This window comes from Nocardia sp. CA-128927, assembly GCF_050955855.1.
Lineage (GTDB): Bacteria > Actinomycetota > Actinomycetes > Mycobacteriales > Mycobacteriaceae > Nocardia.
On record NZ_CP192087.1, the window covers coordinates 7626448 to 7646029 of the forward strand.

General features: G+C 66.8%; 23 protein-coding genes. 6 read left to right on the top strand and 17 right to left on the bottom strand.

What is annotated here, in order from left to right; translation table 11 throughout:
• Position 1 precedes the first annotated feature (1 nt).
• The 3 genes from ACQPW1_RS35125 to ACQPW1_RS35135 are packed head-to-tail and all read right to left on the bottom strand — an operon-like array spanning position 2 to position 1671.
• Positions 2-856: a helix-turn-helix domain-containing protein gene (locus ACQPW1_RS35125; RefSeq protein ID WP_433656503.1), complete on the bottom strand. Its 855-nt coding sequence runs from the start codon at positions 854-856 to the stop codon at positions 2-4.
• Entirely contained in the window at positions 837-1295 is a 459-nt protein-coding gene (locus ACQPW1_RS35130) for a DUF6879 family protein (protein ID WP_433656505.1), read from the bottom strand. The genes ACQPW1_RS35125 and ACQPW1_RS35130 overlap by 20 nt, the downstream gene beginning before the upstream one ends.
• Before the next feature lie 40 nt (positions 1296-1335).
• Complete coding sequence (locus tag ACQPW1_RS35135; protein WP_433656507.1) at positions 1336-1671, bottom strand: hypothetical protein; 336 nt, start codon at positions 1669-1671, stop codon at positions 1336-1338.
• Between the two features lie 156 nt (positions 1672-1827).
• Between ACQPW1_RS35135 and ACQPW1_RS35140 the strand changes: the two genes are divergently transcribed.
• Positions 1828-2178 (top strand): hypothetical protein, encoded by a 351-nt coding sequence (locus ACQPW1_RS35140; RefSeq protein WP_433656509.1) that lies wholly within the window; start codon positions 1828-1830, stop codon positions 2176-2178.
• Positions 2179-3786: 1608 nt separating this feature from the next.
• Here the strand turns inward: ACQPW1_RS35140 and recX are convergent.
• The 3 genes from recX to ACQPW1_RS35155 all read right to left on the bottom strand — a co-directional run bounded on the left by recX (position 3787) and on the right by ACQPW1_RS35155 (position 6914).
• Positions 3787-4335 (bottom strand): recombination regulator RecX, encoded by a 549-nt coding sequence (recX, locus tag ACQPW1_RS35145; protein WP_433656511.1) that lies wholly within the window; start codon positions 4333-4335, stop codon positions 3787-3789.
• Positions 4336-4675: 340 nt separating this feature from the next.
• Positions 4676-5722 (bottom strand): recombinase RecA, encoded by a 1047-nt coding sequence (recA, locus tag ACQPW1_RS35150; protein ID WP_433656513.1) that lies wholly within the window; start codon positions 5720-5722, stop codon positions 4676-4678.
• Positions 5723-5891: 169 nt separating this feature from the next.
• Positions 5892-6914, bottom strand: coding sequence for an Lrp/AsnC family transcriptional regulator (locus ACQPW1_RS35155; RefSeq protein WP_433656515.1), 1023 nt, complete (start codon positions 6912-6914; stop codon positions 5892-5894).
• Between the two features lie 99 nt (positions 6915-7013).
• On the opposite strand from ACQPW1_RS35155, the gene ACQPW1_RS35160 reads away from it, so the two are divergent.
• Positions 7014-8444 (top strand): MFS transporter, encoded by a 1431-nt coding sequence (locus ACQPW1_RS35160; RefSeq protein ID WP_433656517.1) that lies wholly within the window; start codon positions 7014-7016, stop codon positions 8442-8444.
• Between the two features lie 150 nt (positions 8445-8594).
• On the opposite strand, the gene ACQPW1_RS35165 is transcribed toward ACQPW1_RS35160, so the two are convergent.
• From ACQPW1_RS35165 to ACQPW1_RS35175, 3 genes are all read right to left on the bottom strand, one after another.
• A complete protein-coding gene (locus ACQPW1_RS35165; protein WP_433656519.1) occupies positions 8595-9044 on the bottom strand; it encodes a nuclear transport factor 2 family protein in 450 nt (149 codons plus the stop codon).
• A gap of 28 nt (positions 9045-9072) precedes the next feature.
• Positions 9073-9960, bottom strand: coding sequence for a pyridoxamine 5'-phosphate oxidase family protein (locus ACQPW1_RS35170; protein WP_433656521.1), 888 nt, complete (start codon positions 9958-9960; stop codon positions 9073-9075).
• Between the two features lie 68 nt (positions 9961-10028).
• Positions 10029-10490, bottom strand: coding sequence for a VOC family protein (locus ACQPW1_RS35175; RefSeq protein WP_433656522.1), 462 nt, complete (start codon positions 10488-10490; stop codon positions 10029-10031).
• A gap of 151 nt (positions 10491-10641) precedes the next feature.
• On the opposite strand from ACQPW1_RS35175, the gene ACQPW1_RS35180 reads away from it, so the two are divergent.
• On the top strand, positions 10642-11160 hold the full coding sequence (locus ACQPW1_RS35180; protein ID WP_433656523.1) for a CGNR zinc finger domain-containing protein: 519 nt from the start codon (positions 10642-10644) through the stop codon (positions 11158-11160).
• Positions 11161-11163: 3 nt separating this feature from the next.
• Here the strand turns inward: ACQPW1_RS35180 and ACQPW1_RS35185 are convergent, their stop codons facing one another.
• Genes ACQPW1_RS35185 through ACQPW1_RS35195 form a run of 3 tightly spaced genes read right to left on the bottom strand, consistent with a single transcriptional unit; the run spans position 11164 to position 13819 of the window.
• Positions 11164-12408: a phosphotransferase gene (locus ACQPW1_RS35185; protein ID WP_433656525.1), complete on the bottom strand. Its 1245-nt coding sequence runs from the start codon at positions 12406-12408 to the stop codon at positions 11164-11166.
• Positions 12405-12596, bottom strand: a complete 192-nt coding sequence (locus ACQPW1_RS35190) for a DUF3046 domain-containing protein (protein WP_150405823.1) — start codon at positions 12594-12596, stop codon at positions 12405-12407. Before ACQPW1_RS35190 ends, ACQPW1_RS35185 begins: the two co-directional genes overlap by 4 nt.
• Positions 12597-12655: 59 nt before the next feature.
• Positions 12656-13819 carry a glycosyltransferase gene (locus ACQPW1_RS35195; protein WP_433656527.1) on the bottom strand — a complete coding sequence of 388 codons (1164 nt, stop codon included), beginning with the start codon at positions 13817-13819 and terminating at the stop codon, positions 12656-12658.
• Positions 13820-13940: 121 nt separating this feature from the next.
• On the opposite strand from ACQPW1_RS35195, the gene ACQPW1_RS35200 reads away from it, so the two are divergent.
• Positions 13941-14543, top strand: a complete 603-nt coding sequence (locus ACQPW1_RS35200) for an HD domain-containing protein (RefSeq protein ID WP_433656528.1) — start codon at positions 13941-13943, stop codon at positions 14541-14543.
• 69 nt (positions 14544-14612) lie between these two features.
• On the opposite strand, the gene ACQPW1_RS35205 is transcribed toward ACQPW1_RS35200, so the two are convergent.
• The 3 genes from ACQPW1_RS35205 to ACQPW1_RS35215 all read right to left on the bottom strand — a co-directional run bounded on the left by ACQPW1_RS35205 (position 14613) and on the right by ACQPW1_RS35215 (position 16878).
• On the bottom strand, positions 14613-15329 hold the full coding sequence (locus tag ACQPW1_RS35205) for a PIG-L deacetylase family protein (RefSeq protein WP_433656530.1): 717 nt from the start codon (positions 15327-15329) through the stop codon (positions 14613-14615).
• 318 nt (positions 15330-15647) lie between these two features.
• The gene (locus ACQPW1_RS35210; RefSeq protein ID WP_433656531.1) at positions 15648-15818 is read right to left on the bottom strand and encodes a hypothetical protein; all 171 of its coding nucleotides are present in this window, start codon (positions 15816-15818) and stop codon (positions 15648-15650) included.
• 109 nt (positions 15819-15927) lie between these two features.
• Positions 15928-16878: a LysR family transcriptional regulator gene (locus ACQPW1_RS35215; protein WP_433656533.1), complete on the bottom strand. Its 951-nt coding sequence runs from the start codon at positions 16876-16878 to the stop codon at positions 15928-15930.
• A gap of 98 nt (positions 16879-16976) precedes the next feature.
• Between ACQPW1_RS35215 and ACQPW1_RS35220 the strand changes: the two genes are divergently transcribed.
• Positions 16977-17477 carry a cupin domain-containing protein gene (locus ACQPW1_RS35220; protein ID WP_433656535.1) on the top strand — a complete coding sequence of 167 codons (501 nt, stop codon included), beginning with the start codon at positions 16977-16979 and terminating at the stop codon, positions 17475-17477.
• Positions 17474-18385 carry an AfsR/SARP family transcriptional regulator gene (locus ACQPW1_RS35225; protein ID WP_433656537.1) on the top strand — a complete coding sequence of 304 codons (912 nt, stop codon included), beginning with the start codon at positions 17474-17476 and terminating at the stop codon, positions 18383-18385. Before ACQPW1_RS35220 ends, ACQPW1_RS35225 begins: the two co-directional genes overlap by 4 nt.
• 238 nt (positions 18386-18623) lie before the next feature.
• On the opposite strand, the gene ACQPW1_RS35230 is transcribed toward ACQPW1_RS35225, so the two are convergent.
• Together ACQPW1_RS35230 and ACQPW1_RS35235 are read right to left on the bottom strand one after the other, a co-directional pair.
• Complete coding sequence (locus ACQPW1_RS35230; RefSeq protein WP_433656539.1) at positions 18624-19373, bottom strand: DUF2382 domain-containing protein; 750 nt, start codon at positions 19371-19373, stop codon at positions 18624-18626.
• 37 nt (positions 19374-19410) lie between these two features.
• Entirely contained in the window at positions 19411-19578 is a 168-nt protein-coding gene (locus ACQPW1_RS35235) for a hypothetical protein (protein WP_433656541.1), read from the bottom strand.
• Positions 19579-19582 lie beyond the last annotated feature (4 nt).

Sequence of the window (19582 nt, forward strand, 5' to 3'; positions counted from 1 at the left end):
TTCATTCGTCCAGTTCGCTCAGCACCTGCAAGATCAGACTCCTTGCCTCGCGGCCATACACGGCCGCGCCCTTGAGCACCTCGAACATGCGGGCATAGAGGGCGCACTCGGCAGGCTGGGTGACCTGAATGCCCGCGGTTGGCGTTTCCAGGGCGACCATGGCGTCGTCGAAGATCCAGAAGCCGGTGGAGCCGACCGCCTCGCGTTCGGTCATGAGCGGAATGATGCCGAGCGAGATGTTCGGCATCGACATCAATTCCAGTAGGCGACCCAGTTGTCCCACTTGGACTTCCGCCGTGCCGAACCAGGTGCGCAGCGCCTGCTCCTCGAGCACGGCCACGAACCGTTTGCCGCCACGATGCAGGACCCGTTGCCGGTCCATGCGCACTCGAACGGCTTCCTCGATGTCGTTGGGGGTGTCGAGAAAGCGAATCCAGAACGCCAGCATGGCCGCCGTGTACTCCGCCGTCTGGAAGAGACCGGGGATCACGTTGTGCTCGTAGATGCGGAACACCTTCGTCGCCTGGTAACGCTCGGGCGTGTGCGCGCCGAGCACCCGTTTCATGCCTGCCCGGCTCTGCCGCCGGTATTCCAGGTAGGCCGAGTCGACCGCGCGCAGTGTCGCGACCAAGTCGAGTTCCTGATCGACGGCGGCGCAGACCTGACACCAGTCGCGGATGTCGCGATCGGTCGGAAACTGCACACCGTTCTCGATTTTGGACACTCGAGTGAAGTGCTGGCCGGTCTCCGCACCGAGCTGACGAATGGTGATACCGGCGGCTTTGCGGATATCCCGCAGCCGGTTGCCGAGGGCCCGCCGGGCCTCCTGCGCGGAACTAGCTGGGCCGGTAGTCACGGTGCGGTATGGACAGCTGCCACACGGCCTCGAAGGCGGTGCGGCACAGCTGAATGTCGTGCGGATCGACGGAGGTGACCTGGTCGGTGGCCACGCCGCTGCCCGCGTAGTGGAGGAAGATCACGAGTCGATTGTCGAGCAGGTAGAAGTCGTTGCCGGGGATGGGCACCGAGGACGTCAGGCGGCGCGGCACCCAGCGGATGTCCTCACCGGCCTCCACCATCGGCGCGGCAATGCTGTTGGACCAGCGCTGGTAGTCGCTCAGCGGTTCCGAAACGATCCTGGCTCGACGAACCGATCGGCCTGCGGACACATGGTTGCGGACTGTTGCGCACCAGCCCTGCAGCCAGACCAGATCGTCGGGTTCACCGGCGGTCCACTGTGCGATGTGCGGCAACTCGACCGCCGTGCGATAGGTGTCTCGCGTCTCCAGATGCATTGACTCCACAACGAACTCGCCCAGTAATCGCTCGAACTCTTCATAGGCTATCGATGCCACGGTCTCCCTTCCTGAAGAACTGGATCATCCTGTCGGGGATCTCCACGCAGGTTTCGCCCTGCGGAATGTTCATGTGGGCAAGAGCCTCGGGGTCGGTGACTACCCATCCCTGCACGATCCACGAATCCCGGTCGGTGCGATACACCGTGGGCGAGCCGTTCGGATTCGAGCCCGGATCCTCGCCGATAAAAGTCAGACGCATCGTTGACCCCTTGTCATGGGATGTTGCGAACTGTTGCCCCGAGCTCGTCGATTGTCCCGCTCCGTCGAACGACGGGTCAAGGGCAAGGCAGCTGGTCAAGTGATGAATACGCATGTGGTGCACTGAAATCCGCCAAGATGATAAGTGCAGTTCGGAACCTGCGGCCCCCAAATCGGCAACTTTTCGCAACAAGCTGTCCAACCGGCACTGGCCACTTCTAATCTCGGAAATTGCACGCGAGACCTGGCTACGACGAGAGGGCAACTGGGGATGTGGGGACGGCCGACGGCGATCGGGTATCTGCGCCGCGATGTGTCGGGAGTGTCGCAGGTCTGGGACGAGACACAGATCCGCAGCGTGGCAAAGAGACTCGGCTACGAGCTCGCCAAGATCGTGGTCTTCGGCGCGCAAACCGATGATCCGATACCGCAACTGCTGAACACGATCGAGCGAGTCGACGCAGACGCCGTAGTCACCCCAGCCCTCGCCCATCTAGGGGACGAGCTGGACCAGGTAGTGCGAGTGTGCGACGTGATCACAGTGAACCCGGAAAACACCTACGCCCGCTGGGCATTATCGGCAGACCTCTGGCCCGCCCCCGGGTCCGATGAAGGAGCGTAGGCGTCAAGCCCCCTCGACGACACGGGCGGTAGATAGCGGCCGGAAAGGTCCGAACGCCCGGACCAACGCCGACCAAGCAAGCAACCGACGACTTCGAACGTTCAGACCGAAACCCAGCGAGCAACAGCTGCTTCAAATGCCCCCGGCTGAAACCCGACAAGCAAGCAGCGGCCCCGACCTCGAACTCAAACCCGGCAAGCAACAGCCGCTCGAACGCCCCAGCTGAAACCCGAGACGCAACAGCGGTATCGAACCTCCCGACTCGAGCCCGACACGCAACAACCGCCCCGAACCCTCCCCACTGAAACCCGACAAGCAAGCCGCAGCCTCGAACCCGACACGCAACAACCGCGCCGAGCCTCCAACTCAACCCGACACGCAGACCGCGACCTCGAACCTCCCGACTCAACCCGACACGCAAGCCGCGGTCTCGAACCTCCCGACTCGAACCCGATAAGCAACAGCCGCTCCGAACCTCCCGACTGAAACCCTGCAAGCAAGCTGCGACCTCGAACGCCTGACTCGAGCCCGACACGCAACAGCCGCTCCGAACCCCCTGGCTCGAGCCTGGAGAACAAGCCAGGGCCCCGAACCTCGCGACTGAAACCAGGCGAACAAGCCGCGACCTCGAACACCCCGAACCCGAGCCCGACACGCAACAGCGGCCCCGAACCTCCCAACTCAAACCCGGCAAGCGACGGCCGCTCCGAACCTCGCAACCCAAACCCGGCAAGCAAGGCGCGACCTCGAACGCCCCGACTCGAACCCAGCGAGCAACAGCTGCTTCGAAGGCCGCGACTGAAACTCGGCGAACAAGCCGTAGCCACAAACTTCCCGACTCGAGGTTGACCAGCGACAGCGGTTCCGAACCGACTGAACGCTTTGAGGATCTGACGATTCCGACAAACACGATTCGATTCGGCCGGCACAGCGTTGGCCGACCCTCGTCGGACATCGAAGCCACCGCCACCTGGCACGAAACCCTCGGCGCCACGGTTGGGGGAATGGTTCGAGCACTGGACCCTGATGAGCGACCCCGCAGACGCCACCTACTGCATCACCGCCACTTGATCCTCGCCATGACTACCGGCGATCGCGTTGCCCAGTCCGGCCAGGTCGCCCTCGTGCCAATCCTTGGGCAGATCGATCAGACCGCACCCCTCCCGCGACCCCCAAGGCGTTTAACCCGTCGAGGCGAGTCATATGGTCGCTCAACGATCTTCAACAGCAACCATTCGACTCGCCTCAATTCGCGGAGCTCCCGCAACGGGACCACAGCCAGTCCGCACGCTGGAACCCAGGCCTGTTCGCATACCTGCTTCTTCTTCCACATACCTCGTGGCGTGCCGAGGAGTGTGCGAAGTCAGAAGCAGGTGTGCGAGGCCGAACCTATCTGTCGCTTGGGTCATATGGCCGCTGCAGGAGATCTGTTTGCGGGCAGTCGGCTCGCCTCGGTGTCTCGAGAGCACCGCCTGGCGAGGCGGCTGGACTTGCGGTGGCAAGGAACCGATGCGCCTACGAACCGATCGACGCGGATCTCTGCTCACCGCGCTGTGCCGAGATCTGCGGACGGCGCTGGGCTGTTTGCTGGAATTGGGGACTGCGTCGTTAGTCCGGTTCGATGTCTGCGGTGTCGAACTCGGCTTGGGCCAGTTCGGCTTTGACCACGGTGAAGGCGGTGGATTGGTTGTAGCCGCGGCGGGCGAGCATGCCGACCAGGCGGCGGATTGTTTTGTCGCGGTCGAGGCCGGAGGGGATGCTGCGGAGTTTGCGGCGGACGAGTTCGCGGGCGCGGGATTCCTCGTCGTCGGAGCTGATGGCCTCGAGGGCGGGGGCGGCGTCTTCCTGGGCTACGCCTTTGCGGCGAAGTTCTTGGGCGAGGGCCTGTTTGCCCTTGCCGGAGAAGGTGTGCCGGGAGTGCACCCACTGTTCGGCGAAGGCCGCGTCGTCGATGAGGCCGACCTCGGTGAGCCGGTCGAGGGCACGCTCGGTGATCTCTTCGCTGTAGCCCTTGGTCGCCAAGCGCTGGGCGAGTTCGGCACGGCTGCGGGCGCGGACGGCGAGCAGGCGAAGACACGCCTCTTTCGCCTGCTCGACCGTCCCGCCTGGCGGGGTGAGCTCCGTGGAGCGAGCACCCCGCTCGGATCCGGCCGCCACCGGATCCGCCCATCGGCCTTCGGACTGTTCGGAATCAGCCGACAGGGAGTCTGTGCGCCGGGACGACTTTCGACGTCCGCGGCTGGACCCAGTCGAACGCGCCCGCTGCGGATCGGACGCGCTCGACCGAGTTCCCAACGTGTCCGGTTCGGCCGAACCACCTTCGGCCGACCGGACTCGTCCGGGGTCCTGTTCGCCGGGCCAAGATCCAGGATCGGTGGCGGCACCAGAGGCGGACAGGAGTTCTTGGAGCCGACGACGCATCTCCTGCACCGGCTCGGACCGCGACTCATCGGGCGCGGTCCGGCTCGGTGGGGACGAGCGTCGGCCGTTCATCGGATCAGAAATCGGCGGGGACCTCGGCGGTAGCGGTATCCGCGGTCACATCGGCGCCGATGCCGAGCTTCTCCTTGATCTTCTTCTCGATCTCGTTGCAGATATCGACGTTCTCCAGCAGGAACTTGCGGGCATTCTCCTTGCCCTGGCCGAGCTGGTCGCCCTCGTAGGTGTACCAGGAGCCGGACTTACGGACGAAGCCGTGCTCGACACCCATGTCGATGAGCGAACCCTCCTTGGAGATGCCGTGGCCGTAGAGGATGTCGAACTCGGCCTGCTTGAACGGCGGGCTGACCTTGTTCTTCACGACCTTCACCCGGGTACGGTTGCCGACCGCGTCGGTGCCGTCCTTGAGCGTCTCGATGCGGCGCACGTCGAGGCGGACCGAGGCGTAGAACTTCAACGCCTTACCGCCCGTGGTGGTTTCGGGAGAACCGAACATCACGCCGATCTTCTCGCGCAGCTGGTTGATGAAGATGGCGGTGGTGTTGGAGTTGCTGAGCGCACCGGTCATCTTGCGCAGCGCCTGGCTCATCAGGCGGGCCTGCAGACCGACGTGGCTGTCACCCATCTCGCCCTCGATCTCGGCGCGCGGCACCAGCGCGGCCACCGAGTCGATGACGATGATGTCGATGGCGCCGGAGCGAACCAGCATGTCCGCGATTTCCAGCGCCTGCTCACCGGTGTCCGGCTGCGAGACGAGCAGCGCATCGGTGTCGACGCCCAGCTTCTTGGCGTAATCCGGGTCGAGCGCGTGCTCGGCGTCGATGAACGCAGCGACGCCGCCCGCGGCCTGGGCGTTGGCCACCGCGTGCAGTGCGACGGTGGTCTTACCCGAGGATTCCGGGCCGTAGACCTCGACGATGCGGCCGCGCGGCAGGCCGCCGATGCCGAGCGCGACGTCCAGCGCGATGGAGCCGGTCGGGATCACCGCGAGGGGCTGACGTACCTCATCACCGAGACGCATGACCGCGCCCTTGCCGAAGTTCTTCTCAACCTGAGCAAGAGCGAGTTCGAGAGCCTTGTCGCGGTCGTACGCCTGTGGTGCCATGTCTTGATCCCCTTTTCGACGGGTAAGTCTCTGCTGTGGTTGGCGCCAACATTAGAGGGCGGCACCGACAAGTTCTGGCGCCAAGATTAGACGAACACGTGTTCGAGTCAAGCGACGCGCCCGGGAACACGCGAACGGACTTCTGTGGCCTCGGCAAACGCCGCGCTAGTCAACGCACCACCGACACCCGGTCGCTGTCCAGCAGCGTTTGCGCCTGCTTGAGCACGCGCAGCGAGGGGGTGACCTCGAGATCGGTGATGCCGTCCAGCGGGCCGAGGCGTTCGGTGATGTAGCGGTAGAGGTGGGGCGTGTCGCGGCAGATTATCGACGCCATCAGGTTGGTCGGGCCGGTGGTCGCGGCGACGAACACGATCTCGGGATGAGTCGCCATCGCCCGGCCCACCGCGTCCAGGTCGGCCGGGCGAACCCGCAGCCACAGCGCGCCCCGCACGGTGTACCCCATTCGCTCGACCGCGAAGTCGAGGTCGAAATACAGCACGCCCGACTCCGCGAGCTCGGTCATCCGGCGCGCGACTCGTGGTGCGGTCCAACCGGTTTCGGCCGCGATCTGGGCGTACGGCGCGCGGCCGTCGCGGCCGAGCAGCGCGAGCATCGCCTCGTCCTCGGGCGTCAGATCCGGCGGCGTCTCCGGTCCGGTGCTCTCCAGCCGGGAGCGCTGCGGTCCCAACTCATGCAGTTGCTGTTCGGTGAAGAGGTGGCTGAAGCGCGGCCATTCTTCGTCGGCCTCGAATCGGTGCATCACCTCGTGCGCGGTCACCTCACGCACCTGACTCGCCCGCGGCAGCGTGTGCAGCAGCAGCGCGTCCCGTCGTTCGAGGGAGCGCGGCCTGCTCACGCAGGTCACCTCGGAACCGGTGGACAGCAGCGTGACCCAGCTCAAATCCGGGAATCTGGCCAGTGATTCGGCCAGCCGCAACGCCTTGTCCGGTGTCGACTTGATCCGCAGCACCCACCGCGCGTGACCGAGCGGCACCGCGTTCACCTGACCGGACACGTGCATGATGCCGCGCTCGCGCAGCGCACGGTAGCGGCGGGCCACCGTCTGCTCGGAGACGTCGAGGATGCCGCCGAGCTTGGTGAACGGGATCCGCGCGTCGTGCACCAGCGCGTGCAGGATCTGTCGATCGAGAACGTCCAGCGCGGAGGATTCCGGGGAGGCATCGTGCGGCATAGGAGGAATCTAACGCAGCGAGCCATCCGGCTAGGGGGATACGTTCGATTGCCGCACGCTTGGCGTCGATATCGTTCGATTCCGCCGTGGAGGCCCCCAGTGAAGAAATGGCTCCCCTTGTTCGCCGCGTGTCTCGGCACGCTGATGCTCCTCATCGACGTCACCATCGTGAACGTCGCGCTGCCCGACATCGCGACCGATCTGCACGCCGGACTGTCCAGCCTGCAATGGGTGGTGGACGGCTACGCGCTGGCCTTGGCGGCGCTGCTGCTGGTGCTCGGTTCGCTCGCCGACCGGGTCGGCGCCAAACGCGCCTATCTCGCCGGGCTCGTCCTGTTCGCGCTCGCCTCGCTCGGCTGCGGCATCGCCGACACCTCGTCGAATCTCATTGCGGCGCGGATACTTCAGGGGATCGGCGGCGCGGCCATGTTCGCGACCACGCTGTCGCTGTTGCACTCGACCTACACCGGACGCGACCGCGGCATCGCCTTCGGCGTCTGGGGTGCGGTGTCCGGTGCGGCGGCCGGCGTCGGGGTGGTGCTCGGTGGCGTGCTGACCGAGGCGCTGTCGTGGCGGTGGATCTTCTTCGTCAACCTGCCGATCGCGGTGCTGGCAATCGCGTTGACCGCCAGCGTGTTCCCGGCGTCGGTGCGGCGCGCGGACCGGGCCGTCGACGTGCCGGGCATGCTCGCCTTCGCCACCGCGGCGACCGCGCTCACCTACGGCGTCATTCGCGGCGGTGAGCACGGCTGGTCGGATGGTCGCGCGGTGGCCGCACTGATACTGGGCGCTGTCGCGGTGGTCGTCTTCGCCGTCGTCGAATCCCGCAGTGCCGCACCGATGTTCCCGCTGACGCTGCTGCGCAATCGTGACTTCGGGGCGACGTTGCTCGGGGCAAGTGGGCAGACGTTCGCGGCTTTCGCCAGCACTCCCCTGGTTTCGCTCTGGTTGCAGCAGCAGTTGCAGATGACGCCGCTGCACGCGGGCTTGGCGTTGCTGCCCATAGCCGCGACCGCGTTCCTGGTCGCCGGGGTGTTCGGGCGGCTCATGCACGATGCTCCGCCGAAGTGGACCATCGGCGCGGGGCTGGTGGTGGTCGGGATCGGCACCGGGCTGCTCACGATTGTCGATGCCGGATCATCCTGGGCGGCACTGGTTCCCGGGTTCGTGGTGATCGGTGCCGGGATCGGTATCAACGCGCCAGCGCTCGTGTCGGTGGGTATGGCCGCGGTGCCACCGCAGCAGGGTGGCACGGCGGCGGGTGCGGTGAACACCGCGCGGCAGCTCGGGCTCGCGCTCGGAGTCGCGGTGCTGGGCACCGTATTCCGTGGCGTGGCCGACGCGGACCAGCCGATGACATTGCCGCACTTCGTAGCCGGGCTCGACGCGGCCTTCACAGTCGCCGCGGCGGTAGGCATCGTGTTCGGATTGATCGCCTTCACCCTGTTCCACCGCCAACGCCCGGTTGTGGAATCAGGCAGCGTCAAGCAGACAGTCGTCGCAGCCCCTCGTCGCTGCCGCAGCGCATAGGTTCTCCTGCTGCGCATGCATTCGCTGACGATTTCGTGCGCGCCAAGGCATTCGGTGCGCGGCCGGATGGGCTGTGCGCGCGGCGTGGTCAACGGGACCTGGTGGCGGGCTCACTCGCACTTCGCCGCCACCATGTCCTGTTTGGGTGAGCTACTGCTGGGGCAATACCGAGTCGTCGCCGGGTTCGCGGGGGCCGAAGATGCGGCGGGCGGATTCGGGGATGGGGACGTCGTTGATGCTGGCTTCGCGGCGGGACATCAGGCCTTCGGGGGTGAACTCCCACTGTTCGTTGCCGTAGCTGCGCCACCATTGACCGGTTTCGTCGTGCCATTCGTATTGGAAGCGCACGGCGATGCGGTTGCCTTCGAAGGCCCAGAGGTCTTTGCGGAGTGCGTAGCCGTTTTCCGAAGCCCATTTGCGGGTGAGGAATTCGACGATGGCGGCGCGGCCGGTGAAGAACTCGTCCCGGTTACGCCAGACCGAGTCCTCGGTGTAGGCGGCGGCGACCTTCTCCGGATCGCTTGTTTTCCAGGCGTTTTCGGCGGCGAGCACCTTGACCTTGGCGGATTCTAGATCGAACGGTGGCACTGGAGGTCGCACGGACGACTCCTTTCTCGGGTGACTCGGGTCAGGGGTTGACGGGGGAAAGCTCGGGCGGGCCCCAGCGCAGTGGGCCCGCGCCGGCGCGTTCGACGACCTCGGTGATGGTGAAGTCGATCGAGCATTGCGCACCGACGGCGAAAGTTTCCGGCGCCCAGGTCAACTCGGCGGTTCCGGTGAGTTGCAGGGTGCCGCCGGTGGTCCAGTCCGGGACGAGGATGCCGCAGCGCGGGTTCACTTCGATGTTCCCGAGCGTCATGAACATCGAGTTGCCCCGGTAGTCGGGCCAGCGCAGGTGGGTCGGTGAAAGCACCTGAAGGAAGCCGGGATTGCCGCCGCGATGCGAGGCGTCGGCGTTGCCCTCGGTGTCAGCGGTGGCGACGAAGAACGCGTCGGCCGCCGTGATCGTCGCCTGCTGGCGTGCATCGAGTTCGGCGCTGTGCCGCGGCAACGGCGGCTCGATATCCGGCCGGTACGACTCGATGTGCCTGCGGGTGATGTACTTCGGGCAGTTCGCGTAGACCTGATCGGTGGCGATGCGCAAACCGAGGCCCGCGGCCGTAGCCGCGCCGTTGACGCGCATCCGCCTGCGCCGCTGCGGTTGCAGGGCGATCATGCCGATCCGGGCCGGATGAGTCAGCGCCTCCCACAACGGATCTCCCGCGGGCGGCCGCGCGTCGACGGCGATGGTGTCCGCGTCGACGGCGTGCACGAAGCCAGGCGGCCCGACTAGTTCGCTCGCCCACAGCCTGCCCGCGTCGTCGGCGGCCGCGATCACCACCATCGGCTGCTCGGCCAGGAAAGAGGCGGCGACGGCCGGGATGTCGGCCCGGATCGACCGGCCGACGTGGTCGGCCATCTCCGTCTGACCCATGCGCTGCTGGACGGCGAGTTCACCGGAATGGAAGGGCGCCATCGCAATACTCCTGTCGCGGGAGGTCATCCGGCGACGGCAGCCGCCGGAACGTTCAACAACACTGCGGCTCAGAAGAATCCACAGGTCGGCGCGTCGCCGCTAGGTGCGGGTGCGGACTCGGCGCCGCTCGGCGCGTAGACCTCGAGCCGGATGCCGTCGGGGTCGGTGAAGAAGATGCCGCCGGAGCTCGCGCCCTCACCGTGCGCGACGACACCGTCGTGGACGATCGGCACCGACTGTTCGCGCAACGCCGCCTCGACCGCGCGCACCTGCTCGATGGTGTCGACTTGGAACGAAAGATGGTGCAGGCCAGGGGTTCCGGTAGAGAACGTGCCCGCACTCTGCTGCCACAGCGTCAACGAGAGCTTGCCGCCCGCGCCGAGGAACGCCCATCTGCGGTCGCCGTCGGTGCTCGCGGTGAGTTGCTCGAAACCCAGTGCGTGGCGGTAGAAATCGACCGAGCGATCCAGGTCGGACACGTTCAGGCCGATGTGCCCGGTGGCGAGCTGAGGTGCGGCAACCGTGGTCATGTGATCCTCCCCGAATGGCCAAACCGTCTTTATCGGTTTAACTGGTTAGACGATAGCGGCAACAGAACGCCCCAGTCAACCCGTAAACTGCTTTTAACCGGTTAGAGAACCGGGTGCCTCGATCACCGGAAGGAGCTCGATACCCTCAGTCATGCACGATCCACGCCCCCACCTCGGCGAACCGCTGGCACTCGACCTGCTGGACACGCGGTGGAACCAGCACGGACAGCCGCAGGACCTGCTAACCGACTTGGCAGGCCTCGGCGTGTGGCTGTCTTCGGCCGGGCTGGCCGACCGGGCAACCGCCGACGCGGCGACCCTCGACGCGGTCCTGGCGGCGCGCACCGCCATCTACGACGTGGTGCAGAGCGCCGCGCACACCGCGCTGAACGAGGTGCTCGACCACGGTCGAATCCGGCGCACGCTCACCGACACCGGCCCCGAGGATGTCATCGATGTCCCCGACCCCGCCTGGCTGCCCGCTTGGCTCGCGGCCGACAACCTGCTCCACCTACTCGCCGAAGCGCCGGACCGCATCCGCCAGTGCGCCCATCCCGACTGCGTGCTGTTCTTCTACGACACCTCGAAGAACGGCACCCGCCGCTGGCATTCGATGGCGACCTGCGGCAACCGCACCAAGGCGGCCCGCCATTACGCCAAGAAGCCTTGAGTCTCAGAACAATTCATCGAGCAGGCGGTAGTACTCCAGGCGTCGGTGATCCGGCTCGGTGAGGCCGTAGGCGGCGAAGAAGACGTTCACCTCGTCCTCGTCGAAGTCGTCGCGCAGGTCGCGCACGGCAAGTGCCAAGTCGCGGTACCGATCCGCCACGCCGAGCGCGCCGACGTCGAGCAGGATCGCGCCCTCCAGCACGTTGGGTGGCGTGAAGTCGCCGTGTGCCACGACCAGGTCCTCGTGGTCGGGACGCTCGGCGAGCAGTCGCGTCAGGACGTCCTGCGGGCCGAGATCCCGGTTCTCCTCTTCGAAGTCGTCGAGATCGACCAAGCCCTCGATCACCTGGCGACGCGCCTGTGCCAGCACGGCATCGAGCCGTCCGTCGAAGGGGCACTCGGCGACCGGAATGCTGTGCAGCCGGCGAAGCAGGGCACCCATGACCGCGCCCACCGACGTCTCCCCCGAGCCCGTGTCGTCGCGCGCGGCCAGGCTCGAAGCCTCGGCGTCGGCCAGCACCAGCACGTCACCGTCGAACGCGACGATCTCCGGCAGCCGAATTCCGCGGTCGCACAGCCAGTTCAGCCGCTCGTGTTCCGCGACGGCCTTCGGTCCCCGCTTGACCCAATAGGTTTCGTTGACGAACGCGACGCCGCCACTCTTGCCCTCGTGCTCGTCCGACCAGGTCGGCGCGTCACCGAGCAGCGCGGCAACCTTCGGCGGCAACGGAATCGGCAGCGCGGACAGTCGTTCCAGCGCGACCCTGGTGGATTCGATCAGTTCGGAATCGCCCTCGGCCGAACGCAAGTCGAGCGCCTCGCGCAGCAGCGGGTGTGCCTCGGTCAGCTGATCCTGTTCGGCCAGTGCCTTTCCCAGGTGTTGCACGGCGAACGAGAGCACGTCCGGCGCGGCCACCCGCGCATGCTCGACGGCACGTCGATACAACGTCTCGGCCGTAAAAGCGTCGCCTTGATAGCGATAGACATCACCGAGATTGATCCACACGGTGATCCGGCGCTCTTCGGTGTCCACGAGTTCCAGTGCCCGATCCAGCAGATCGAGCGCCTGGCCGTAACGTCCGAGCAGCATCGCTTCGATCCCGGTCTGCCGACATCCGGCGAAGTCGACCGGCTCGGCCTTGGCCAACCGCGCGGCCAACCGTTCCGGATCGACCGGAATCATCCGCTCCCGATCGTCGAACCGATACAACGGCCCGTCCCGATCCACCGCGTGCCCCGGCACGCTCACCACCGCCCCCGCGGCACGTCGAACTCCGAGCAGAGCGCCCGCCAGACATCCCGCGGATCGACCCCGGCCTCGATGGCATCGGACCCCGTCCGCCCCAACGACGGGATCACATGATCGGCCAGCAGGGCATCGCCCCGGGCCGACCCGAATTCGGTATGCAACAGCTCCTGGAACTCCGTCAATCGCACCGTGCCCAAGATACCCGCGCCACCTGTGGACCCCCACCTGCCCCGTTGGTCAGATACCGCTAGCCCGCGCGCACCGTATCGAGGACCTGGTGGCACAGCTGAATCGGGTCGGCGACGTCAGCGGCGGTGGCCGCCGCCCCTTTCGCTGCGGCGGTGAAGTGCGGGGTCGACAGGATTTCCAGGACGGCGGCGCGGACGGCAGCCGGAGTCAGGGGGCGGACGAGGAGTGAACTTCCTTGGCGGACGGCCCTGTTGGCGAGCTCCCATTGATCGCCGCCGCCGGGAATGGTGACGACAGGAACAGCAGCGGAGAGGGACTTCGCGAGCAGGCCGTGGCCACCCCCGCCGACGACTACCGAAGCGTGGGTGAGGAGTTCGTCCTGGCGGCCCAAACCTGCTGTCGCCCAGGGTGGTAGATCGGCGGGCGGGGTGTCGAGGGTCGAGATAGCCACGCGGACATCGGCTCCTGCGAGGGCGTCGAGGACTGTCTCGACCATGCCTGCCACGCCGGTGTGCGCGGTGGAGGGGGCGACCATCACCAGGGGGGCGTCGCCCGGCGGGGGTGCCAGGATCGCATCCGTGGGTTCCCAGAAGAGCGGGCCGATGACGTGGGCGTTGTCGGGCCAGTCGGGGCGCGGCACCTCGAGCGCGGGCAAAGTGGCGATCAGGCGCGCGGCGGGGCCCGGGTCGGTGGCGGGCAGGCCGACACCCTCGCGAGCCTGTTCGCGCTGGCGCAGGCCGTTGCGGATGTCGCGGGCGGTCATGGTGCGCAGCACGCCGTCGCGCATCCGGCCGCGCAGCCCTTCACCGGGGGCGAGGCCACTTCCGATGGGCGGCAAGGCTTTCGACGGCAGGTAGAGCGGGTGCGGGGACAGCTCGACCCAGGGCACGCCGAGGCGTTCCGCGGCCAAGCCACCGCCCGCGGTGAGCACGTCGGAGACGACCAGCTCGGGCAGCATGGCGCCGAGGTCGGGCAGGATCTCGGTGGAGATGTGCGCGGCGCGCTCATGGATGCGCTGGCCCGCGTCGGTGTCGTCGTCGGCCGGGCGCGGGGCGAGGCCCTTCAGGCGGCGGACGCCGATTCCGGCATCGCGGGCGGCGTCGAACCAGCGTGGGGCCGTGAACAGCACCGGCTCGTCACCGGCGGCCAGGAAACGCAAGCACAACGCGATGGCGGGAAACGCATGCCCGGGATCGGGCCCCGCGACTACGGCTACTCGCATCCGCATAGCCTGCCACACCGTCTGACGGGCCGACAGTATCCCTGTCCCGCGTCTTCACCTGCTCGTCAGCAGAACTTCACGTGACCTCCGGCGCGCCTGGCACTATGGTCTAGACCAATTGGTGTCGGAGAGTGGAGCGATCGTGCTGGTGTCCACGGTGGACGAATTGATGGTGTTGCTGGCGAACGGCGAGGACGTCTGGGACATGCCGGACCGCAGCGGCGATCCGGTCGACATCCTCGACCACGATCGGCAGTGTGCGGAGTTGCTGCGGCAGCGGTATCCGTTGGATGAGGAGTTGCAAGTCGCCGGGTTGGTGCACGACATCGGTCATCAGCTCTTCCCGGGCGATGACGCCGGCCACGGCAGGCATGGCGCGGACGCGATCCGCGAGTTGCTCGGCGGTCGGGTCGCCCGCTTGGTCGAGTTGCATGTGGTCGCGAAACGCTATCTGGCAGCGACGGATTCGGCGCACACCGAGGGCCTGTCCCCTTCCAGCCAGCGCACCTTGATTGCTCAGGGTGGTCCGATGAACGCCGCGGAGATCGCCGAGTTCCGTGCCGACCCGGACTTCGACGCCGCCCTCGCCCTGCGCCGCGCCGATGACGCGGGCAAGGTGGTCGGCCTCACCGTCGCTCCCCTCGACGCTTGGCTGCCCGTCATCAGGCGCGTCGCCGCCCAACGGCCGCTCGACCGAGATCATGGGGAACTGGTGCCGGAGTAACGCGATACCAGCTCCCTCACCGACGCTGGTGCCGTCGGTTCAGCTGGGTGACAACGTATCTCGCCGAACTCAGTGCGCAGCGTCCCTGAAGTAGTAGAGCTCGAAGCCGACGGCGCGCTCGGCCGGGAAGCCTTCGATCGGGCCGGTCGCCCTGTCCACGATGGCGCGGACTTGATCCTCCAACGGTTCCGAACTGAGCACCTCGAGGTAGCGACGGTGCTCGGCCAACGACGCCCTGGCCTGATCGATGTGAGCGGTGACGTCGACGGCGTGAGTTACCTTGGGGCCCATCACCGCTCCCCAGCGCGGCGACCACGGCGCCTCGGTCAGCTCGGGGAAGATCCACTCGTTACCCGCGTCGGAGATCGCATCCAGCGCCGCCCGGCCGACGGCGCGATGATCGGCGCTGTTGGCGAAGCCGGGGGCCCAGGTGTCACCGAAGTTGAAGAGCACCACCAGTTCTGGCTGATGGCGACGAATCGCGGCAGCCAAGTCCTGGCGCAGCTGCAAGGATTCCTCGACGCGCCCGTCGGGGTAGCCGAGGAAGTCAACCTGTTGCACGCCAACGGCTTTCGCGGAGGCGATCTCCTCGGCCTCGCGCACCGGTCCGGATTCGGCGGGCGGCAGGCCTGCGATCCCGGCCTCGCCGCTGGTGACCAGCACGTAGCGAATGTCCTTGCCCTGCCCCGTCCACCGGGCCACCGCCGCGGCGGCGCCGTACTCGATGTCGTCGGGGTGCGCGACGATCACCAATCCGCGCTGCCAGTCCTCCGAAAGCCGCTCCACCAGCTGCCCACCTCTCCGCGTATTCAGGCCAGACTAGTGTGCCGCGACTGTTGCGCTGGCGGCCGCCGGTATAGAGCCTGGGTGAGTCAGCCGGTACCCGGTGAGTTACCCATGTACGAACGAAATCAGTTCTTGCGATGGATTAAAAGGGGCCGTGCGCTTTCCCCTCATCGGGGAGCGCACGGCCCCTGGTCGGACGGTTCGCGACTTCGCTCGCGCCTCCCGGTGGCATCCCGGCCACACCTGGATCCGTCCGACTACCGCCCGCACGGCTTCGCAGCGCTACCCGGCGCGCAGAAGCCGCTCCGCAGGCGGAAGCTACAACTTGCTGACCGAGTTGTCCGAGCCCGACACCGCCTTGTACAGCAGGTACAGCCCGAACACGATGGCGCTGATCGCCAGGATCGGGAACAGCCCCTTGATCAGCGCACCGATGATGGCCAGCGCGATCCAGACGACCGCGACGATTCCGATAATCTTCCACAACATTGCCAGCCTCCGAGAGTCTCCGCGAACCGCTCTCCCACGATCCGACATGTTCCACTCTGACAGCTGCGCCACGATAAATCACCAGGTCAGCAACGATATCCGGGGAAGATCAGGGTGAACCCTGACTGCCTACCCGCCGTGAGTAGTACCCGGCGATTCGGCCGCGCCCTCGGCCATCAGTTCGGCGCCGACCTTCGTCGCGATCCGAATGAAGGCCGCCACCAGCGGCCGAGTGTCGCCCGCCCGGCAGGCGACAGCCAGCACCGCGGGCGCGACATCGAGCAACGGCCGAGTGATGACACCCGACCACGGGAAGAAGCGGGACACGGAGGCAGCCGAGACCGCGACCGCTTGACCGCTGCCCACCGCGGCGAGCAGGTCTTCCAGCGTGGCCACCTCGGCGCCGATGATCGCCGGGCCGTCGCGGTAGTCGGCCAGTGTCATGAAGTCGCGCGGCGAGATCGCGGTTATCGGTCCACCACGCGAACGGCTGGACGGCCAGTTCCGTCGGCAGGACAGCGGTGTCGGCGGCGAACGGATGATCGGCGGGCAGCAGCGCGATCCGCTCCTCCGACAGCAGCGGCGTCACGTCGAGGCCCTCCGGCGCGGGCAACCAGATCAGCCCGACGTCTGAGGCACCGGCCAGCACGCCCGCGCTCGCGTCGTCGAATTCGACCTTGCCGACGGTCACCGCGACGTGCGGAAACTCGGCCGCGAAGGCGCGCAACACCCGGGGTGTGATGTCCAGGCCGGTGACGCCGCGGATGCCGACGATCAACTCGGTGCGCTGCCCGGTCTCGGTGTCGCGGGTATCGGCGATCGCGGCACCGATGGTGTCCAGGATGTCGGGCACCCTGGCCAGCAGTGTCCGGCCCGCGTCGGTGAGCGTGACCTGACGGCTGTTGCGCTGGAAAAGCGTCGCGCCGATGCGGGTTTCGAGCTGCTTGATCTGATTGCTCAACGCCTGCTGGGTCAGGTGCAGCCGAGCCGCCGCCCGGGTGAAGTTCAGCTCGGTGGCCAGTACCTGGAATGCCCGCAGGTGCCGGAGTTCCACATCCACAAGTCTGGATTGTAGATCCGACAGCCGATCGGTGTTTCCGTTCTCGGCCGGCGGATCGAGCATGGATCACATCGAGTCACCGATCGAGGAGCCATGCCTTGCCGGAACAACGTCACGAGCTCGGGCAGCATCAACCGATCGCCGAATGGGCGTTCGGGTGCCTGATGATCTGGCATCAACGCGCCGAAACCACGGGCGGGGTGCTGTCGCTCGCCGAGGTCGTGCTGCCGAAGGGTGACGAGCCGCCGGTTCATCTGCATTCGCGGAAGGACGAACTGTGCTTCGTCCTCGACGGTGAGCTCACCGTGCATCGCGGGCTGGCCCGCATTCAGGCCGGGCCCGGCACGTCGGTGTGGCTGCCCCGTGGCATTCCGCATGGGTTCGCGGTGCACACTGCCACGGCTCGGGTGCTGCATCACTACACCCCGGCGGGTGTGGAGCGGGCGCACCGGGTGTTCGGTACCGCGGCCACCGAGCTCGTGCTGCCGCCTGCCGATACCCGGCGGCCCTCGGGCGCGGAGGTCGAGGCCGAATTCGCGCGCTACGGGGTCACCGTGGTCGGTCCGGCACCATCGAATCGGAAGGAGAAGCGAGAATGACTGTGCCGCAAGGCATTGTCTATTCGACCTGCGCACCCGAACCTGGGTACGCGCAGGTGCACGTCCTCGGGCCGGTGTCGGTTACCGACGGGGCGGGGATGATCGGGGTCGACCGTCCGCTGGAGCGCGCGGTGCTGGTGCGGCTGGCGCTCGCGGGCGGGGTTCCGGTACCCGATCGGCGACTTGCCGCGGATCTGTGGGGTGATGGCGAACTCTCGCGACCGGTCGAACGATTGCGCGTTGTCGTGTCTCGGTTGCGGACGGCATTGGGTGCGCACGGCGGGACGGTCTTGCGCACCCCGGCGGGATACCGGACGACGATGGTCGTCGGTGATCTGCTCGCCGCCGAATCCATCGCGGATCGCCTGCATGCGGCACAGCGGGCAGGTCGGTATGCCGAAGCCCGCGCGGCCGCGGACCAGGTCCGGCGGCTCTGGCGCGGACCAGCATTGGCCGATCTGCTGTGGGCGCCGTACGCGGCGGTGGAAGCGGCGCGGCTGGACGCGTGGCGGTTGGAGTTGACCGTCGCCGGATTGGATGCCGCGCTGCGGCTCGGCTCGGGCCTCGAATGTCTCAGGGAGATGAGCATTTTGACGGGCGAGCACCCACTGCACGAGCCGCTGGCCCGGTTGCACGCGCTCGCCCTCTACCGTGCGGGTAGGCAGGTCGATGCCCTCGATCGGCTGCGCGTCCTTCGACTCACCCTCGCCGCGCAATTCGGCGCCGCCCTCGCCCCGGAAACCGTCGACCTCGAAGTCCGCATCCTCCGGCACGATCCGGCGCTGCATCCGGCCCGGCCCACCGTAAAACCAAGTAGCCCATCACATTCAGCCGCTCAAAGGATCACCCGATACCGCGACGTCGCGGTACTCGCGCACCGATTCCGACGCCCTGAGCCAGGCTTCTGATCGACGCCGCCGACAGGTTCACCGATACTGTTGCCGCGCTGGGCAATTAACTGACCTGCGCCGCCAAATGGCGATGCCAGGTTTGATAAGGCATCTGATCGGCACGCACCGCTACTGCTTCAGCAATATCGTTGCTGCCCTGGATGATTGGTCGACCTGCGTATCCGCAACAGATATCTGGGTGAGGATCAGGTTCGTCCTGATCCTCACCCAGTGATACCAATCGACGGGCTGATGGTCACTTACGTCGCGGGTTGCGGCGATCGTTTTCCACGCCCTCGGTTTCGATCCGCTCCTTGCGGACCGTTTCGGACACGGTCTGCTCGTCCTGGACCTGGTCGACGGCGAGGCGGACGCGCTCGACCGGCACGGACTCCTTCTGCACCGTCACCCGCTCCTCGTGCAGGGTGACCTCGGCGTCCTGCTCGCCGATGTCGGCACGGCCGACCTGCGAGCGGTCGGTGATCGGCTCGCGCTCGATCCGGACCTCTTCGTGCGTGGTCGGCACGGTGACGGTCTGCTCCTCGGTCACCACGTACTTGTGCAGCCGCGCGTGGCTGACCTCTTCGTTCTGCTTGTTGACCGCCAGCCGCTCCTCGGAGCGCACCATGCCCTGGTCATCGGGGCGGCGACCGCCACGCATCTGCTGCTTGCCGCCCATCTCCATGCCGGCCCGGTTCGGGTCGATGTGGTAGTGGTCGAACAGCTCGCGCTCGGCTTCGGGGCTGATCAGACCGTCGTGCTCGAGATGCGGCGCGGTCTTCACCTCCTCCTTCTCAACGCGCACCTGCAGTGCTTCCGGGTCGTGCCGCAGCTGTGCGCCGGCCAGCGGGACCAGCGAGTCACCGCTGAACATCCCGGTGGTCACCGACACCCAGGTCGGTGCGCCGGAGGTGTTGTCGACATAGATCCGCTTCACCTTGCCGATCTTGTCGCCCTCCGGGGAGTACACAGCGCTTCCGATGAGTTCTTCCAGCATTCCGGTCATGATCTGATTCCTCCGCGTTGCATTCGATGACAGTGATTCAGGCACTTGCCTTTTGCTCGGACTGGTCGAGATCCTCGGCGATTCGCTGCGATTGCCGCGAGCGTCGGACCGGATCTTCGACGTTGCCCCAGGCCAGATATCTGCTGATGTCCAGCCGTTGCGTGTCCTGGTCGATCGCGGATTTTCGGTAGGCAATATCAAGCATCTTC

Excerpts from the sequence above, each read along its gene's own strand:
- ACQPW1_RS35210 (WP_433656531.1), bottom strand. The coding sequence starts at position 15,818 with ATGTTGTGGAAGATTATCGGAATCGTCGCGGTCGTCTGGATCGCGCTG.
- ACQPW1_RS35225 (WP_433656537.1), top strand. The coding sequence starts at position 17,474 with ATGACTGTGCCGCAAGGCATTGTCTATTCGACCTGCGCACCCGAACCT.
- ACQPW1_RS35135 (WP_433656507.1), bottom strand. The coding sequence starts at position 1,671 with ATGCGTATTCATCACTTGACCAGCTGCCTTGCCCTTGACCCGTCGTTC.
- ACQPW1_RS35230 (WP_433656539.1), bottom strand. The coding sequence starts at position 19,373 with ATGACCGGAATGCTGGAAGAACTCATCGGAAGCGCTGTGTACTCCCCG.
- recA (WP_433656513.1), bottom strand. The coding sequence starts at position 5,722 with ATGGCACCACAGGCGTACGACCGCGACAAGGCTCTCGAACTCGCTCTT.
- ACQPW1_RS35130 (WP_433656505.1), bottom strand. The coding sequence starts at position 1,295 with ATGCATCTGGAGACGCGAGACACCTATCGCACGGCGGTCGAGTTGCCG.
- ACQPW1_RS35235 (WP_433656541.1), bottom strand. The coding sequence starts at position 19,578 with ATGCTTGATATTGCCTACCGAAAATCCGCGATCGACCAGGACACGCAA.
- ACQPW1_RS35180 (WP_433656523.1), top strand. The coding sequence starts at position 10,642 with ATGCACGATCCACGCCCCCACCTCGGCGAACCGCTGGCACTCGACCTG.
- ACQPW1_RS35140 (WP_433656509.1), top strand. The coding sequence starts at position 1,828 with ATGTGGGGACGGCCGACGGCGATCGGGTATCTGCGCCGCGATGTGTCG.
- ACQPW1_RS35175 (WP_433656522.1), bottom strand. The coding sequence starts at position 10,490 with ATGACCACGGTTGCCGCACCTCAGCTCGCCACCGGGCACATCGGCCTG.
- ACQPW1_RS35155 (WP_433656515.1), bottom strand. The coding sequence starts at position 6,914 with ATGCCGCACGATGCCTCCCCGGAATCCTCCGCGCTGGACGTTCTCGAT.
- ACQPW1_RS35195 (WP_433656527.1), bottom strand. The coding sequence starts at position 13,819 with ATGCGAGTAGCCGTAGTCGCGGGGCCCGATCCCGGGCATGCGTTTCCC.
- ACQPW1_RS35170 (WP_433656521.1), bottom strand. The coding sequence starts at position 9,960 with ATGGCGCCCTTCCATTCCGGTGAACTCGCCGTCCAGCAGCGCATGGGT.